A 17,804-nucleotide genomic window follows, 5' to 3' on the forward strand; every position below is an offset into this window, starting at 1 on the left:
GATTGCTGGGCGCGATACATAGGCAGAGGGGCCGCCCCTGTAAAGCGAAATGGGCAGGCGCACGGCCTGCCCATTGTATTGTCAGAGCGCGAAAGCCGGCTCAGTAAAGGCCGCCGCCGCCAGACTGGATGGCCTGATTGGCTTGTGGCGAAAGTGCCTCGCCGTAGCCGTTGGAGCCATCCTCGCCCATACCGATGACCCAGTAGGAGTCGGCCGGGCCGGTGCCGGGCTTGAAGGCCTCCATGATGGTACCCGGCTGGCCGGGTGTTGCCTGCATGCCGGTCTTGCGGTCGATGGAGACGAGGTTCATGCCATCCGGCACCTTGAAATCGACATTCGGCGTGCCTTCGAGCGCGGCGCGCATGAAGTCCTTGAACACCGGCGCGGACAGACCGCCACCGGTTGTGCCGCGACCGAGGCTCCTCGGCTTGTCGTAGCCCAGATAGAGGCCGACCACGAGATTGGGCGTATAGCCGATGAACCAGGCGTCCTTTTCGTCATTGGTCGTGCCGGTCTTACCGGCGATATGACGGCCAAGCTCGGCCACGGAGGTGGCGGTGCCCCGCTGCACCACACCCACCATCATCGAGGTGATCTGGTAAGCGGTCATCGGATCGAGAACCTGCTCCGCATTGTCGATCAGTTCAGGCTCCGGCTGGTTCTGCCAGTCGCTGGCATTGCAGCCCTCGCAACCGCGATCATCGTGCCGGAAAACGGTCTTGCCATAGCGGTCCTGGATGCGGTCGATGAGCGAGGGTTTGATGGAGCGGCCGCCATTGGCCATGATCGCATAGGCCGAAACCATGCGCATCACGGTCGTTTCGCCCGAACCCAGAGACATCGGCAGATAAGGCGCCAGCTTGTCGTAGACACCGAAGCGCTCCGCATATTCGGCCACCAGCTTCATGCCCATGTCGTTGGCAAGGCGAACCGTCATCAGGTTGCGCGAACGCTCGATGCCGGACCGCAGCGTCGAGGGGCCGGCAGCGCGGCCATCATAGTTCTTCGGCGTCCATACGGTGTTGCCGCTCTGGATGGTGATGGGACCGTCCATGATCACCGAAGCCGGCGTGTAGCCATTGTCCAGCGCCGCCGCGTAGACGATCGGCTTGAACGATGATCCGGGCTGACGCATCGCCTGGGTGGCGCGGTTGAATTCCGACTGGGCGTAGGAGAAGCCGCCGACCATGGCCAGAACGCGCCCGGTATGCGGATCCATGGCGATCATGCCGCCGCTCACCTCGGGCATCTGACGCAGGCGATAGGCGTTTTCGCTGCCTTCCTGCTTTTCCACGAACACGACATCGCCGGGCTTCAGCACATCGGCGGGAGAGTTCGCCTTCAGCGTCTTGCCATCAACGACATGGCGCATGGCAAACGACATATCTTCCTTGGAAACGGTGCCTTCCACGCGTTCCTTGACCAGTTCACCCGAAACCTGCCTTGCCGGCTTCAGACCGATGCGGAGCCCGGAAGCTCCGCTTTCCAGAACGACGGCGAGCGTCCATTCCGGCACATCGTCCAGCCCCTTGACCTCGCCCAGCGGCACGCCCCAGTCGCCGGAAACGTCGATGGTCGTCACCGGGCCGCGATAACCGCGCAGCGTGTCGTATTTGATCAGGCCGGTCTGCATGGCCTTGCGCGCGATGCGCTGCATTTCCGGGTTGAGCGTGGTGCGCACCGACAGGCCGCCCTCATAGAGAGCCGTCTGGCCATAGCGGGAAATGATCTCGCGGCGCACTTCCTCGGTGAAATATTCGCCGGCGAACAGATAGGTGCCGCCACGCCGTGGCTTGACGCCCAGCCCTTCAGCCTTGGCCTTTTCCGCCTCTTCCCGCGAGATGTAATTGTTCTCCACCATCTGGTCGATCACCCAGTTGCGGCGCTCGATGGCGCGCTCGGTGTGGCGGAACGGATGGTAGTTGGCCGGGCCCTTGGGCAATGCCGCCAGATAGGCGGCATCTGCGGTGGTCAGTTCGTTCACCGACTTGTCGAAATAGGTGAGCGCCGCGCCCGCTATGCCATAGGCGCCGAGACCGAAGAAGATTTCGTTGAGGTAGAGTTCGAGGATGCGATCCTTGGAATAGGCTTCCTCGATACGGAACGACAGCACGGCTTCCTTAATCTTGCGGTCAAGGGTCTGCTCATTGGTCAGCAGGAAGTTCTTGGCGACCTGCTGGGTAATGGTAGAGCCGCCCTGCATGGGGCCGCCGGAGACATAACGAACCGCTGCGCGGCCGATGCCCTGAATGTCGATACCCGGATGATTGTAGAAATTCTTGTCTTCAGCCGAAAGGAAGGCAGCCTTCACACGATCCGGTATGGCCTGAATCGGCAGATACAGCCGGCGCTCATGCGCATATTCAGCCATCAGCGAACCATCGGAAGCATGAATGCGCGTCGTTACGGGCGGCTCATATCTGGCCAGAACTTCATAGTCGGGCAGATCCTTGGAAAGATTGCCGACATAGACAGCCACGCCCGCTGCCACAAGCAGGGCAACCGCTGTACCGATGCCGAAAAAATAGCCCAATAGACGAATCATGCCCGCTCCGTTCGAGACTTCATGGCCCTCCGGTACGGCGCATCAGCGTGCACAAAAACCCGAAAAGTGCCAGGATCGGGAACCATTGTCGCCCTCATGTGGGTAAATTACGGCAGCGGGCAAACCCGATTCTCGAAGGCCCTCACAATATCGTACTGTGTTGTGCGCTTGCAACGCTGCCTTTGCCGTCCGGAGGCCCTCACCCGCCGGCTGCGGCCTTGGCCGAAGCGAAGGCGGATATGGCATTGATGATGCTGTTTGCGGCCTTGTCCCGCCATTCGGGGTTGATCAGCTGCGCCTCGTCTTCCGGATTGGACAGATAACCAAGCTCGACCAGCACCGATGGCACATCGGGCGCGCGCAAAACCCTGAACCCGGCAAAACGGTGCGGATTGTTGATCAGTCCAACCGTTGTGGACAGTTCTCCCACAAGCGTATTGGCAAAGCTCATCGAGAAGGAATGCGTCTCGCGACGGATCAGGTCGAACAGAATGTCGGCCACTTCCGGGCTGTCCACCTTCACCTCGACACCGCCAAGCTGGTCCGACAGGTTTTCGCGCTCCGCCAGCGCCTGCGCCTCGGCATCCGAAGCCTTGTCGGACACGGTATAGACAGTAGCGCCGCGAATGCCCTTGAGCCGGATCGTATCGGCATGAATTGAAATGAACAGGTCGGCCTCATTCTGCCGCGCGATCCGCACCCGGTCATCCAGGCGCAGGAACACATCGCTGTCGCGCGTCAGGATGACATCGTATTTGCGCGTACTGGCAAGCTTCGCCTGCAGTTCGCGGGCAAACGCCAGCGTGATTTCCTTTTCCTGCGTACCGCTGACGCCCTCTGCTCCCCCGTCGATGCCGCCATGCCCCGGATCCAGAACCACGGTGAAGCGCTTGAGCGGATGGTTCGACCTGCGGTCGCCCTTGTCACCGGCAACTGTCGAGGCCGTAGTCATCGCCTGCTCGGCCAGTGCCGCCTCAAACTCACGATCTGAAGCCGCCGAAATCTCGATGGCGATGCGGTAGCCCTTACCGTCCTCGTTTTTCAGAACATCGAGCCGGTCCACCATGAACGGCCCTTTGCCGGAGATGAGCAGGCGGGAATTGCCATCCCCGGTGCTGCCGTAGCGCACGCCTGCCACCAAACCCTTGGCCTTGAGATCGGAGGTCGCGATTCTCATGTTCGTCGACGGCAGATCGATGACGAGCCTGTGCGGCGCACGCAAAAGGAACCAGCGCGGCTCCGGTTCGCCGTCGAAATTCATCACGATGCGCATCCTGGTGGCGTCGCCGGCCATCTTGTATTCGCTGGCGGTAACGGTCTCCTCGGCCAGCACGGATGAAGGCATCAGCGCCTGCAATCCGCAAAGCAGAGCCATAAGAGCAAGAACGGCAAGCAGATGCCTCACGGCGCCGGCCGACTTGCGATTTTCGGTATGCGTCCCGATATAATGTCGCGTGGCTTCCATTGCGGCGGCTTGCCCGTTGTTGATCGTAACGCCGATACGACGCAATTCGATTAACGGTTCGTAGCCAAAGAAGGTTAACCAAGCCTTTGCGAACACGACATTACGCGATGCAGTGCGTGTTTGCCGGCATCCGAAAACAGGGTTGCGTTCCACCTCGCCAAATCTTAAAAGCAGCGGTGGACTACCGCAATCTCGGAACCGTCCCCCTGCGATTCTGCCCGCCATGGAAAGTGGCCGGCATCGTCCTCGCGGGATAGATACGGTTCGCGGCTGGTCACAAAAAAGGTTTTCGCAGGCATGAACCCGTGGCGGGGAGTGGTCTGCGTTCATGAAAACGGCTCGGGTCTGCCCGGCCGGCTCTGATCAAGAGCAAACAAGCTGGTCCGGTTTCCCGGGCTTTGGTTCAAAAGGTCCAGTGGCTCACAATGCCCTCAAGCGCCAAAATGGAAAGTTCCGCATCACACCGCGCCACCATGGCAGCGGGCGGCTTTGCCATCGCGCTTCGGCGACAGGCCGCGGACATACAATTATCCGGCACCCTCAACCTTTTCAGACGGCAGCGGCGGGCATGGCCCGGCTGGCCGGCACGGGTGGCTGCCGGGAGGAAACGCAGTAATGCCCAACAACAAAATGCTTATAGATGCCTCCCATCCGGAGGAGACCCGCGTCGTTGTCGTTCGCGGTAACCGTATTGAAGAATTTGATTTCGAATCACAGGATAAAAAGCAGCTCAAAGGAAATATCTATCTCGCCAGGGTCACGCGGGTAGAACCTTCGCTTCAGGCCGCTTTCGTCGAATATGGCGGAAACCGGCATGGTTTCCTTGCTTTCTCTGAAATTCATCCGGACTACTATCAGATTCCGGTTGCCGACCGGCAGGCGCTTCTGGCCGCAGAGGCCGAAGACGCTCAGGCCGAGCATGACGACGAGCATTCAGGCAGTGAAAACACTTCGGGTGGCGAGCACCGGGAACGCGACCGCTCACGCCGCAATCGCCGTCGCGGCAGCAAGGCCCGCGACCATGGCGATGAGGCGGTTCATGCTGAAGGTGCGACGCAAGATGTCGCAACCGCCAGCGATGACGATGAATCGGACGACGCGGTAGCCGTCGCCGAGAATGCTTTTGAACCTGTGGAAAGCGCGGCTGACGAAAATCAGCCCGAAAGTGAAGATGCTCCGCAGGCCGAAAAGGTAGCTGACGCTCAGGATCAGAGCGAAACGCCTGAAGCTTCGGAGACCGTCGAAGCCTCCGACGACGAGTCGGAAGATACGACGGAGACGGACGGCACCAAGCCCGGCTCCATGGCGGCCGCTTCCGAAGGAGACGTCATTTCCGAACCCGCGCCCGAGCAGAGCGTTTCGTCGGAAGATGAACAGAGCGCGTCTGCCGAAGGCGACAGCGACGCCTCTTCCGAAGGTGAGCAGGAAGAAGCCGGACGCGGCATAATCGAGGAAGTGTCTTCCTCGAATGGCGATGAGAACGAAGTCGAGTCGGTCGGTGCGGAAGATGCGCTTGAAGAAGCGCGTACCCGCCGCAAGCCGTTGCGCCGCCACTACAAGATTCAGGAAGTCATCAAGCGCCGCCAGATCCTGCTGGTGCAGGTGGTCAAGGAAGAGCGTGGCAACAAGGGCGCGGCCCTCACCACCTATCTGTCGCTGGCCGGCCGTTATTCGGTGCTGATGCCGAACACCGCCCGTGGCGGCGGCATTTCGCGCAAGATCACCAATGCCCAGGACCGCAAGCGCCTCAAGGAGATCATGACCGATCTGGAGGTTCCGGAAGGCATGGGCGTCATTCTGCGCACGGCCGGCGAAAGCCGCACCAAGGCGGAGATCAAGCGCGATTACGAATATCTGATGCGGATGTGGGAAAACGTCCGCAATCTGACGCTTCAGTCGACGGCCCCTGCCCTCGTTTACGAGGAAGGCTCGCTCATCAAGCGTTCGGTGCGTGATCTTTACAACAAGGATATCAACGAAGTTCTGGTCGCCGGCGAGGAAGGCTATCGCGAGGCGAAGGACTTCATGCGCATGCTGATGCCGAGCCACGCCAAGGTGGTCCAGCCCTATCGCGACACCACGCCGATCTTCGTGCGCTCCGGCATCGAGGGGCAGCTCGACCGCATGGTGCAGCCGCAGGTGACGCTCAAGAGCGGTGGCTATCTCATCATCAACCAGACCGAAGCACTGGTTGCTATCGACGTGAACTCGGGCCGCTCCACCAAGGAGCACTCCATCGAGGAAACGGCGCTGCACACCAATCTGGAAGCGGCCGAGGAAGTGGCACGCCAGTTGCGTCTGCGCGACCTTGCCGGTCTGATCGTGATCGATTTCATCGACATGGAGGAGAGCCGCAACAACCGGACGGTTGAAAAGCGGCTCAAGGAATGCCTCAAGAACGATCGCGCCCGCATCCAGGTCGGCCGTATCTCGCATTTTGGCCTGCTGGAAATGTCGCGCCAGCGCATCCGCGCCAGCGTTCTGGAATCAACCATGAAGCCGTGCCCGCATTGCGGCGGCAGTGGCCATGTGCGCTCTGATTCTTCAGTTGCGCTGATGGTCGTGAGGGCCATCGAGGAATTCCTGCTGAAGGATGCACGCAATCACATCACCGTGCGCACGCCTGCCGCAACGGCACTCTATGTGCTCAATCACAAGCGCAGCACGCTGATCGATCTGGAAAAGCGTTTTGGCGTGACGATCACCATCGAGGCGGACGAAAGCACCGCTTCGCAGCACTATGTCATCACCCGTGGTGCCGTCGCCGAGAAGCCGGAAGGCTTCGTCGAGATCCATACCCAGACCGGATTTGCCGCCGAAGAAGATCCTGAAGACGACATCATTGTCGATGAGGACGAAGCGGATATCGAAGAGGCAGTCTCAGCTCAGGGTGAGGAAACCCAGTCCGACAACCATCGTGACCGCAAGCGCCGCAAGCGCCGCCGCAGGCGGGGCGGCAAGGATCGTGACGGTGATGAGCAGGCCCATGCAACCGGTTCCGACGCTGTAACCGAGGCCGCAGAAGGCGATGCCCTCGACGGCGAGGCCGAAGACGGCGATGCAGCCGCTGACGATGATGCAGAGCCGGTGAAGGCCGAGGACAGCCAGCCGAGAAAGCGTCGTCGCGGCAAGCGCGGTGGCCGTCGCAGCCGCAATGGCGAGGAAGATGGCGCCGAGATCGTCGCTTCCGGGGACGAAACGGCAGAAGACAGCGACGCAACGGCATCCGCCGACGAAGCCGAAGCGGCTGAACAGCCTGCCACCGAGGCCGAGGTTCCGGCTGCTGCAGAAGTGTCGGTTGTCACGGGGACCGTCGAGGCCGTGGCGGATGCGGATGAAGCTGTGGTTGCCGGGCAGCCTGAGGCTGCGGCGGCAGAACCCGAAGCCGTTGCCACAGAGCCTGCTGAGAAGCCGAAGCGTGCGCGCCGCGCGCCGCGTGCCAAAAAGCCCAAGGCTGATGAAGTTGCGGCGGAATCTCCCGCTCAAGCCTCTGAGCCCGTTGAGGAGGCAAAAGCCGAGCCTTCAGCCGAGACCGCTCCCTCCGTCGCTGCGGAAGAAACGGCACCTGCGCCTCAGGACACTCAATCCAATGGCGCGGCTGATCAGGAAGCTTCTGCCGAGGCAAAGGCGCCCGCCAAACCGACGCGCACCCGCCGCAAGCCTGCCGCAACGGCGGAAGCACCTGCCGCTCCGGTTGTGTCTTCGGTGGTGCCCGAAACCGATCAGGCCGCTTCCCCGGCCGAGGAGAAGCCCAAGCGTGCCGGCTGGTGGCAGCGCAAGAGCTTCTTCTAAACCAATCTGCCCGGTGCCGATCGCGGCTTCGGGCAAGCTTGCGGAAAACGAATTCCGCCTGAAACAAATTTGTAAAAAGCCCGGCTGCAAAAGCAGCCGGGCTTTTTCGTAGCGGCTCAAGGCAGGAGGAGATCAGGCTCCGAACACGGACCAGTTCATCGCCCGCGCCAGTTTCTCCAGCGCCAGCGTGCCCAGTTGCGAGTTGCCGTGCGCATTGAGCCCCGGAGACCACACAGCCACGGAGCCGACGCCCGGCACCGCGCCCAGAATGCCGCCGCCGACACCGCTTTTGGCCGGAATGCCAACCCGGAAAGCAAAATCGCCTGAACCGTCATAATGGCCACAGGTCAGCATCAGGGCGCTGATGCGCCGCGCCCTTTCGGCCGAGACGACGGAATGCCCGCCGGCCGCCCTGCCCTTGTCGGCCAGAAAGCGCCCGGCCAGCGCAAGCTGGCGGCAATTCATGGCAATCGCGCAATGGTGAAAATAGACGCCGAGAGCCAGCTCTGGTTCATGAAGGAGATTGTCGAAAGATTTCATGTAGTTCGCCAGAGCGAAATTGCGAAATCCCGTGGCACGCTCGGAGGCTGCCACCTGATGATCGATGACAATCCCGTCATCGTCGGCAAGGAACTGAACGAAGCGCAGGATTTCGCCGATCGCCTCGCGCGGCTGGTGGCCCGCCAGAAGCATATCCGCAACCACGATGGCGCCGGCATTGATGAAGGGATTTCGCGGAACGCCCGCCTCATGCTCGAGCTGGACAATCGAATTGAACGGATTGCCGGAAGGCTCGCGCCCGACGCGGCGCCATATCGCGTCGCCCACCTTTCCGAGCGCCAGCGTCAGCGTGAAAACCTTGGAGACGCTCTGGATGGAAAAGCTTTCATCCGCGTCTCCCGCCGTCAGCACCCGGCCGTCGACAAGTGCCACGGCAATCCCGAATTTGCGGGGGTCTACCCTCGCCAGTTGGGGAATATAGCCGGCAACAGCACCGCGATCCGTCCTTGCCAGCATCTCAACGGTAATTTCATCGAGAACAGCCTGCAGATCCGGCACGCTCACCTCCCCTTATTTCAGCCAGCGCTCAAGACGGGCCAGAGCCTCCACCATATCGCGGTTGCTCCCGGCATAGGAAAAACGCATGTAGCGATGGCCCTGCCTCGTGTCGAAGTCCCGCCCCGGTGTAGCCGCGACATGGGCTTCTGCCAGCATCCGGCGGGCAAATTCCATGCTGTCGTTCGTGTGCCGCCTGACATCGCAATAGGCATAGAAGGCGCCGTCCATCGGGGCGGCCAGCGGAAAGCCGAGCTCAGGTAGCCGCTGCATCAGCAAATCGCGGTTCTGTGCATAGCGCGCCTTCACGGCCTCCAGTTCCCCGGTCGCCGAGAAGGCCTCGATGGCCGCGACCTGCGACAGTTCCGGCGCGGAGATGTAAAGGCTTTGCGCGATGCGCTCCACCGGGCGCACAAGCTCCTGCGGCAACACCATCCAGCCGATTCGCCACCCGGTCATGCAATAATATTTGGAGAAGGAGTTGATGACGGTCACGTCGTCGCCATAGGCAAGCGCCGTGGTGTCCGGCGCGCCATAGGTCAGCCGGTGGTAGATCTCGTCGGAAATGACGGTGATTCCGAGTTCGCGTGCGACAGCTGTCAGTTCGGCAAGGTCCGGTTCCGAAATGACCGAACCCGTCGGGTTGGCCGGACTTGCAAAGAGAACACCCTTCAGCGGCTTGTCTGCGTGGGCGGCACGCAGATGCGCAGCATCAAGATAGGGCGCGCCGTCCAGCTCGATCTCGACCACCTTGATGCCGAGCGCGGCCATGATGTTGCGATAGGCCGGATAGCCGGGCGCCGCGATGGCAACGCGATCGCCTGTGTCGAACATGGCAAGAAAAGCCAGATTGAAGGCGGCCGAAGAGCCGGTCGTCACCGCGATACGGTCGGGCGAAACCTCGACTTTGTAGTTCTCCGCATAATGGCGCGCGATGGCTTCGCGCAGGCTCATCAGCCCCAGCGCATCTGTGTAGCCGATCCGCCCGCGCTCCAGCGCCTCGGAAGCGGCGCGCCGGACTGTGAGCGGTGCGGGATCGCTGGGCTGGCCGACCGCCATCGATATGACATCGATTCCCTGTGCGATCAGCCGGTTTGCGCCGGCCAGCACATCCATTGCATGGAAAGGCTCGACATCTCCGCGACGTGACGACGACACACCCATTTGCACCAATCCTCGTTCCAATCCCGCACTTCAAACAGTGCAGGCGCCGCACAATTGCCCTATTGCTGTGGGGATCACAAGTTCATGAACTTTACGCCAGCGCCTTTTCATCGCACGAAGGCTCAGCTACCAGTGGAGCGGAAATGATGAACCTGCCCATAAATGTCCGGCCTGCGATCCAGGCTGGCAAGACGCTGGCCAAACTGTCGCTCGGTCTTGCTTTGCTGGCCTCCACCTGTGCGCAAAGTTTCGCGCAGGGCGTTCCCGTCGTTCGCGACGCGGAGATCGAGGCTCTGGTCCGCGATTACTCCCGTCCGATCTTCAATGCCGCCGGTCTGTCGAAGGCCGGTATCCAGATCGTTCTTGTCAACGACAAGAGTTTCAACGCCTTCGTTGCCGGCCGCCGCATGTTCATCAACACCGGCGCGCTGATGCAGTCCGAAACACCCAACGAAATCATCGGCGTGATCGCCCATGAGGCCGGGCATCTGGCCGGCGGCCATCAGCAGAGGCTGCGCGATCAGTTGGAGCGGGCCAAGACCATGGCCATCATCGCCAGCCTGCTTGGGGCCGGTGCGATCGTGGCCGGTGGAGCTTCCGACAATCGCGGCCTTGCCGGAGCGGGAATCGGCCTTGCCACCGGCGGTGGCGAGGTCGCGCGCCGAAGCCTGCTTTCCTACCAGCGTGGCGAGGAAATGGCGGCCGATCGCTCCGCCATCACCTATCTCGACAAGACCGGCCAGTCCGGAAAAGGCATGCTCAGAACCTTCCAGCGGTTCCAGAGCGCGCTGTCTCTTTCCGGCGCCAAGGTCGACCCCTATCGGGTCAGCCACCCCATGCCGCAGGACCGCATATCCAACCTTCAGACGCTGATCGAAAAAAGCCCGCATTACGGAAAGGCCGATTCGGAAGCACTGCAGCAGCGCCACGACATGGCGCGCTTCAAGATCGCCGCCTATACGGACGGTCAGGCAGCCGCCTCGCGCATGATCGCCAAGAGCCCCGGCACGCTCGCCGCGAAATATGGCGACGCCCAGATCACCTATCTTTACGGCAATCTGCGTTCGGCCCAGAGCAAGGCGGATGCGCTGGCCAAGGCCCAGCCCTCCAACCCCTATTTTCAGGAGCTGCGTGGCGACATTCTGATGAAGGCGGGCAAGCCGAAGGAAGCCGCGGCCGCCTATGGAAAGGCGATCCAGCTCGACAAAGCGAAATCCGGTCTGCTGCCCGTGATGCAGGGGCAGGCCCTTCTCGCCATCGGCACGCCGGAAGCGATCAAACAGGCGGTTGGCCTCATCAACAAGGGGCTTGAACGCGACCGCGAAAACATCTCGGCCTATCGTTACCTTGCGCAGGCGCAGGGCCTGCTTGGAAATGTCGGCGAGGCCGAACTTGCCACCGCCGAAGGCTACTATTACTCGGGCGGCTACCGGGATGCAGCTATCTTCGCAGCCAGAGCCCAAACCCGCCTGAAGCCCAATTCTCCTGCCTGGACGCGGGCGCAGGACATCATCAATCAGGGCAAATCCGCCCGCAAGTAAGAGCCAGATCGCGCAACGCCGTGCTCGGGAAAAGGTTAGCAACGATGAAGAAGACATTTCTGGCCAGCGCCACGGCATTGGGTCTCGCACTGGTGGCAACCGGCTACATCGCCGGCAGCGGCAATCTTCAGATGGTGACACCGGCACAGGCACAAGAGCCCGACCGCGCCGCAATCGAAACCATCGTGCGCGAATATCTTCTGGCGAACCCGGAAATTCTTCTGGAAATGCAGGATTCTCTGGAGACGAAGCAGCAGGAGCAGCAGCGCGTCGCCAGCCTCGAAACCATCAAGCAGAACAAGGACGCAATCTTCAATTCCAGCTTTGACGGCGTGGTCGGCAATCCTGACGGCAAGATCACCATCGTCGAATTCTACGACTACAATTGCGGCTACTGCAAACGCGCCATGGACGACATGGACGCCCTCACCAAAGATGATCCGGAGCTGCGCTTCGTGCTCAAGGAATTCCCGATCCTGAGCGCCAATTCGCAAAAAGCCAGCATCGTCTCCATGGCCTTCCATCTGCTGCAGCCCGAGAAATATGGCGAATTCCATCGCGCCTTGATGGCGGTAGAAGGCGGGGCCAGTGAGGAGGCTGCGATCAGGATCGCCGTTTCGCTCGGAGCCACCGAAGCGGAACTGCGCGAGAAGATGAAGGATCCGTCCATCCCGCAGGCGCTCTCTGCCACCTATGAGCTGGCAAACAAGCTTTCGATCACGGGCACCCCTTCCTACGTGATAGGCGACGAAGTGGTGTTCGGCGCGCTCGGCAAGGATGTGCTTGCCGAGAAAATTGCCGACGCGAAAAAAGCTCTCTGACACAGAATCGGCTTAATTGGTGGGTGGAGCCTGTTGTGGACAGGCAAAGAACCCGCTTGCGCTCTTTTCGCACCGGGTTAAGCGCTTTATAGAGGGTCCGGCGGGGGTGATCGGCTTCCGTCGCGGAACAAGGTCGGCATATTGAAAACTGTTTTCGTTCTGAACGGTCCCAATCTCAACATGCTCGGAAAGCGGGAGCCGTCCATCTATGGGACGCAGACGCTTGAGGGCATTGCCGACCAGTGCCGTGAGGCGGGCCGCGCGCTCGGCCTTGAAGTGGATTTCCGCCAGACCAATCATGAGGGTGTTCTGGTCGACTGGATTCACGAAGCCGCCGACAAGGCGGCGGGCATCGTCATCAACGCCGCTGCCTATACCCACACGTCGATTGCACTCCTCGATGCGGTCAAGGCTGTTCAGCCGCTGCCGGTCGTAGAGGTTCACCTTTCCAACATACACGCCCGTGAAGCGTTCAGGCACGTCTCGATGATCGCGCCGAATGCGGTGGGAATGATCTGCGGCTTCGGCCCGCTCGGCTACACGCTGGCGCTGCAGGCGCTCGTTGCGCGCCTGTGACCAGCACTCAACAAGAAGGCTCGACCATGACAAACAAGAAAACCGGTGTTGACCAGCAACTGATCCGTGATCTGGCAGGTATTCTGAACGACACCAACCTGACCGAAATCGAGGTCGAGAACGAAGATTTCAAGGTGCGTATCTCGCGCCAGGCGCCGACGGTTCACGCGGTTGCGCCTGCCTATGCGCCGGCACCTGCCGCGGTCGCTGCACCGGCAGCGCCTGCTGCAGCAGCTGCGCCCGCGGCTCCCGATCTTTCCAAGAACGCCGTGCCCTCGCCCATGGTCGGCACCGCCTATCTGGCCCCGGCCCCCGGCGCGAAGGCGTTCGTCGAGGTCGGCCAGAAGGTGAGCGAAGGACAGACCCTGCTTATCATCGAGGCGATGAAGACGATGAACCAGATCCCGGCCCCCCGCGCCGGCACCGTCACCGCCATCCTGATCGAGGACGCGCAGCCGGTCGAGTTCGGCCAGCCGCTGGTTGTGGTCGAGTAGGCCGGTGGGCATGTTTCAGAAGGTTCTCATAGCCAACCGCGGCGAGATCGCGTTGCGCGTTCTGCGGGCGTGCAAGGAACTCGGCATCCAGACCGTCGTGGTTCACTCCACCGCCGACACCGACGCCATGCATGTGCGCCTTGCCGACGAAGCCGTCTGCATCGGCCCGCCGCCATCCCGCGACAGCTACCTCAACATTCACCAGATCGTCGCCGCCTGTGAAATCACCGGCGCCGATGCCGTGCATCCGGGCTACGGCTTCCTGTCGGAGAATGCCAAGTTCGCCGACATTCTGGCCGCACACAACATCACCTTCATCGGCCCCTCCGGCGACCACATTCGCATGATGGGCGACAAGATCGAGGCCAAGCGCACCGCAAAGCGCCTCGGCATTCCGGTGGTTCCGGGCTCTGACGGCGCGGTCACGGAAGAAAGCGAAGCACGGCGCATAGCCGGCGAGATCGGCTATCCGGTCATCATCAAGGCTTCGGCCGGTGGTGGCGGCCGCGGCATGAAGGTGGCGCGCTCGGAAGGCGAGCTGGAAGTCGCGCTTGCCACGGCACGCTCTGAAGCGGGTGCTGCTTTCGGCGACGACGCGGTCTATATCGAGAAATATCTCGAAAAACCCCGGCACATCGAGCTTCAGGTGTTCGGCGACGGCGCCGGCAAGGGCGTGCATTTCGGCGAGCGCGACTGTTCGTTGCAGCGCCGCCACCAGAAGGTGTGGGAAGAAGCTCTTTCCCCTGCCCTCAACGAGGCCGAGCGTGAGCGCATCGGTACGATCTGCGCCAATGCCGTGGCCGAGCTTGGCTATTCGGGCGCCGGCACGATCGAGTTCCTCTATGAGAACGGGGAGTTCTATTTCATTGAAATGAACACCCGTTTGCAGGTGGAGCATCCGATCACCGAAGCCATCACCGGCGTCGATCTGGTGCACGAGCAGATCCGCGTCGCCTCCGGCGGCGGGCTTTCGGTGACGCAGAAAGATATCCGCTTTCAGGGTCACGCCATCGAATGCCGCATCAATGCGGAAGATCCGCGCACCTTCATGCCGTCGCCCGGCACGATCACGCACTTCCATACGCCGGGCGGGCTCGGCATCCGCGTCGATTCCGGCGTCTATTCCGGCTACCGCATCCCGCCATATTACGACAGCCTGATCGGCAAGCTGATCGTGCATGGCCGCAACCGCGTAGAATGCATGATGCGCCTGCGCCGCGCGCTGGACGAATTCGTGGTCGACGGCATCAACACCACGCTGCCGCTGTTCCGCGATCTCGTCGGCAACCATGACATCGCTGACGGCAACTATGACATCCACTGGCTGGAAAAGTATCTCGCCAAAGGCGAGTAACCTGCCGATGGAGCCTGTCATGGCCTCTATTCTCATCCCCCTCGAAAAGGGGGGTGAACGACGGCATGAAGACTGCCTGAACACAGACCGGACGCTGCGGCCATGATCCGCCCCTTCGCACCCGGCTTCCGCATCCCCACAGATCTCCTGCTGAAGGCCTATGCCTCCGGCGTCTTTCCGATGGCGGAGAGCGAAACGGATCCGGAAGTGTTCTGGGTGCGGCCGGAAATTCGCGGCATCATTCCGCTGGATGCCTTCCACATTCCCAGAAGCCTTGCCAAGACCCTGCGGCACAATCCTTTCGACATCAGGTTCGACACGGATTTCGAGGGCGTGATCGACGCCTGCGCGGAAAAGCGCGACGAGCGCCCCTCCACATGGATCAACGGCCCCATCCGGGAAGCCTATGTGCAGCTTCACTATATGGGCCATTGCCATTCGGTCGAGGCCTGGCGCGAAGGCCGCCTTGTGGGCGGGCTCTATGGTGTTTCGCTCGGGCGCGTCTTCTTCGGAGAAAGCATGTTCTCGAAGGCAACCGACGCCTCCAAGGCCTGCCTCGTGGCGCTGGTACGGCATCTGCGGCAACAGGGCTACAGCCTGCTCGACACCCAGTTCACCACAGAGCATCTCAAGCGCTTCGGCGCCATAGACGTGCCGCGCGCGCAATATGAGCAGCTTCTGGCCGAGGCCCTTGTCGGCACGGCCAGCTTCACCCCTGCCGGCAGCGGTTGAAGCCGCCGCGACGCTGGCGTAGGATGGCGCACGTTCCTCATATGTTCGACCGATGCGCACCGCCGTCAATGATCCCGAACACGGTTTCTGCCGTGACTGCCTGACGCCGCAACAGTCTGCGGTGCGTCGCTGCACGCAATGCGGCAGCCCGCGGCTCGTGCGCCATCACGAGCTTTACAGCCTGCATCTGGCCCACATCGATTGCGATGCCTTCTATGCGGCGGTGGAAAAGCGCGACAATCCGGCGTTGAAGGACAAGCCCGTGATCATCGGTGGCGGCAAGCGCGGTGTGGTCTCGACCGCCTGCTACATTGCGCGCATCAACGGCGTGCGCTCGGCCATGCCCATGTTCAAGGCGCTGGAAGCCTGCCCGGAGGCGACTGTCATCAAGCCCAACATGGAGAAATATGCCCGCGTCGGGCGCGAGGTGCGCACCATGATGCAGGACCTGACACCGCTGGTCGAACCGATCTCGATCGACGAGGCCTTTCTCGATCTGAGCGGAACGGAACGCATGCACGCCATGCCGCCGGCACTGGTGCTGGCGCGCTTTGCCCAAAGGCTGGAAAAGGAAATCGGCATCACCGCCTCGGTTGGCCTGTCCTACTGCAAGTTTCTCGCCAAGGTCGCGTCCGATTTCCGTAAACCCCGCGGCTTTTCCGTCATCGGGGAAGCGGAAGCGGTCAGTTTTCTTGCCGAACAACCTGTCACGCTGATCTGGGGCGTCGGCAAGGCTTTTGCCGCCACGCTGGAGCGCGATGGCATCCGCTCCATAGGCCAGTTGCAGAAGATGGAGCAGAGCGAACTGATGCGCCGTTACGGCAGCATGGGCAACCGGCTGTTCAGGCTGTCACGTGGTCAGGACGAACGCGTCGTCCACGCCGACCGCGACTCCAAGAGCGTATCGGCCGAAACCACTTTCGACACGGATTTTGGAGAACTGGACGATCTCGTTCCGGTGCTGCGTGCTCTTTCCGAAAAAGTGTCGGCGCGCCTGAAGAAAGCCAATCTGGCCGGCAGGACGGTGGTGCTGAAGCTGAAATCGAAGGATTTCCGGACACGCACCCGCAACCGGCAACTGGGTGACCCCACCCGTCTTGCCGACCGCATCTTCGCCACCGGCCTTGAACTTCTGCGCAGGGAAATCGACGGCACAAAATACCGGCTTCTGGGCATCGGCGTGTCGGATCTGTGCGATGCCGAAAAGGCTGATCCTCCGGATCTCGTCGACACACGCTCGCACAAGCGCGCCCTTGCCGAAGGCGCTATCGATGTGCTGCGAAACAAATTCGGCAATGGTGCCGTCGAGACAGGCTACACTTTCGGCCGTGGCCATCGCGGCAAGCCCACCCGTGCCGGCGAGGAGGACGAGCCGGAAGTGCGCCATCCATGGGAGCGCATCTGAACCGGGGTGACTTCACCGGATCAGTCGTTGTCGTCAGGAATGTTGAGAACCTTGCCGCAGGCCTTGCAATGGATGGCATCGGGCTCATGCCTTTGCAGGCCGCAGCGCGGACAGGGGAAAAACACCTTGTTGGGCCGAAAAAGCGCCCGCGCCAGCCGCACAAACAAGGTGATGCCGATGATCATGGTGACGATAGCCGTCAGCTTGCCGGCGACACCGGGCAACACGATGTCGCCAAAGCCCGTCGTCGTGACGGTCGCAACCGTCACATACATGGCATCCACATAGCCTTCAAAACCGGAGCCATTACGGAAGAAGAACGTGTAGACGAAGCCCGTAACGACGAACAGGAAGGTCAGCAGATTGACGACCGCATGGCTGGCCTCACGCCATGGTCGCAGCCGTTTCATCTCGAAATGACGCCACAATGTGCCGCTGCGTGACAGCGACCACAGGCGCAATATGCGCAGGAATGCCAGATTGGCGAGCGCCTGCGGAAACAGCAGCGTCAGCAGGATGAAGATGTCGATCCAGGAGGTGGGCTGGCGGATCAGCCGCAGCATGTCCGTGGAGGCGAGCAGCCTGCCGGCCATGTCCGCAGCGACAAGGGCGGCAACCAGATAGTCGATCCACAGGAAGCTCGGCGTTTCCTGCAACACCGGCGTCAGGATGAAAAAAATGATGATGGCCAGATCGACCACGATCGTGGCGACCTGAAAGCGGAATGCAGCCGGCGAATTGCCATGGTAAAGCTTTCGCAGCCCATCCCGGATGGCTGCAAGACCGGTCAGTTGCACGTCTTCGGCGTTGTTGCTCATTGCCAAGCGATAGCGCTTCGCCGCGGGAGCGTCCAGTGAAG

The 17,804-nt window shown here is 61.5% G+C and carries 13 protein-coding genes; 8 read left to right on the plus strand and 5 right to left on the minus strand.

What is annotated here, in order from left to right:
• Positions 1–100: 100 nt before the first annotated feature.
• On the minus strand, positions 101–2,545 hold the full coding sequence (locus tag MIC97_RS03915; protein WP_239798933.1) for a penicillin-binding protein 1A: 2,445 nt from the start codon (positions 2,543–2,545) through the stop codon (positions 101–103).
• A 199-nt stretch (positions 2,546–2,744) separates the two neighbouring features.
• The gene (locus MIC97_RS03920) at positions 2,745–3,890 is read right to left on the minus strand and encodes an N-acetylmuramoyl-L-alanine amidase (RefSeq protein WP_239801020.1); all 1,146 of its coding nucleotides are present in this window, start codon (positions 3,888–3,890) and stop codon (positions 2,745–2,747) included.
• Positions 3,891–4,625: 735 nt separating this feature from the next.
• On the opposite strand from MIC97_RS03920, the gene MIC97_RS03925 reads away from it, so the two are divergent.
• Positions 4,626–7,802 carry an Rne/Rng family ribonuclease gene (locus tag MIC97_RS03925; RefSeq protein WP_239798934.1) on the plus strand — a complete coding sequence of 1,059 codons (3,177 nt, stop codon included), beginning with the start codon at positions 4,626–4,628 and terminating at the stop codon, positions 7,800–7,802.
• Positions 7,803–7,934: 132 nt separating this feature from the next.
• Here the strand turns inward: MIC97_RS03925 and MIC97_RS03930 are convergent, their stop codons facing one another.
• Together MIC97_RS03930 and MIC97_RS03935 are read right to left on the minus strand one after the other, a co-directional pair.
• Complete coding sequence (locus MIC97_RS03930; protein WP_239798935.1) at positions 7,935–8,861, minus strand: glutaminase; 927 nt, start codon at positions 8,859–8,861, stop codon at positions 7,935–7,937.
• A gap of 12 nt (positions 8,862–8,873) precedes the next feature.
• On the minus strand, positions 8,874–10,022 hold the full coding sequence (locus tag MIC97_RS03935) for an aminotransferase class I/II-fold pyridoxal phosphate-dependent enzyme (RefSeq protein WP_239798936.1): 1,149 nt from the start codon (positions 10,020–10,022) through the stop codon (positions 8,874–8,876).
• A gap of 143 nt (positions 10,023–10,165) precedes the next feature.
• On the opposite strand from MIC97_RS03935, the gene MIC97_RS03940 reads away from it, so the two are divergent.
• The 7 genes from MIC97_RS03940 to MIC97_RS03970 all read left to right on the plus strand — a co-directional run bounded on the left by MIC97_RS03940 (position 10,166) and on the right by MIC97_RS03970 (position 16,945).
• The gene (locus tag MIC97_RS03940; protein WP_239798937.1) at positions 10,166–11,563 is read left to right on the plus strand and encodes a M48 family metalloprotease; all 1,398 of its coding nucleotides are present in this window, start codon (positions 10,166–10,168) and stop codon (positions 11,561–11,563) included.
• A 44-nt stretch (positions 11,564–11,607) separates the two neighbouring features.
• The gene (locus MIC97_RS03945; RefSeq protein WP_239798938.1) at positions 11,608–12,384 is read left to right on the plus strand and encodes a DsbA family protein; all 777 of its coding nucleotides are present in this window, start codon (positions 11,608–11,610) and stop codon (positions 12,382–12,384) included.
• A gap of 141 nt (positions 12,385–12,525) precedes the next feature.
• Positions 12,526–12,960 carry a type II 3-dehydroquinate dehydratase gene (aroQ, locus tag MIC97_RS03950; protein ID WP_183830675.1) on the plus strand — a complete coding sequence of 145 codons (435 nt, stop codon included), beginning with the start codon at positions 12,526–12,528 and terminating at the stop codon, positions 12,958–12,960.
• A gap of 26 nt (positions 12,961–12,986) precedes the next feature.
• Positions 12,987–13,454, plus strand: a complete 468-nt coding sequence (gene accB, locus MIC97_RS03955) for an acetyl-CoA carboxylase biotin carboxyl carrier protein (RefSeq protein ID WP_183830676.1) — start codon at positions 12,987–12,989, stop codon at positions 13,452–13,454.
• A gap of 10 nt (positions 13,455–13,464) precedes the next feature.
• Positions 13,465–14,808: an acetyl-CoA carboxylase biotin carboxylase subunit gene (gene accC / locus MIC97_RS03960; protein ID WP_239798939.1), complete on the plus strand. Its 1,344-nt coding sequence runs from the start codon at positions 13,465–13,467 to the stop codon at positions 14,806–14,808.
• 102 nt (positions 14,809–14,910) lie between these two features.
• Entirely contained in the window at positions 14,911–15,540 is a 630-nt protein-coding gene (aat, locus tag MIC97_RS03965; RefSeq protein ID WP_239798940.1) for a leucyl/phenylalanyl-tRNA--protein transferase, read from the plus strand.
• A gap of 52 nt (positions 15,541–15,592) precedes the next feature.
• Positions 15,593–16,945, plus strand: coding sequence for a DNA polymerase IV (locus MIC97_RS03970; protein WP_239798941.1), 1,353 nt, complete (start codon positions 15,593–15,595; stop codon positions 16,943–16,945).
• A 20-nt stretch (positions 16,946–16,965) separates the two neighbouring features.
• Here the strand turns inward: MIC97_RS03970 and MIC97_RS03975 are convergent, their stop codons facing one another.
• Positions 16,966–17,763, minus strand: a complete 798-nt coding sequence (locus MIC97_RS03975; protein ID WP_239798942.1) for an ion transporter — start codon at positions 17,761–17,763, stop codon at positions 16,966–16,968.
• Positions 17,764–17,804: the final 41 nt, after the last annotated feature.

This window comes from Aquamicrobium sp. NLF2-7, assembly GCF_022359935.1.
Classification (GTDB): Bacteria; Pseudomonadota; Alphaproteobacteria; order Rhizobiales; family Rhizobiaceae; genus Mesorhizobium; species Mesorhizobium lusatiense.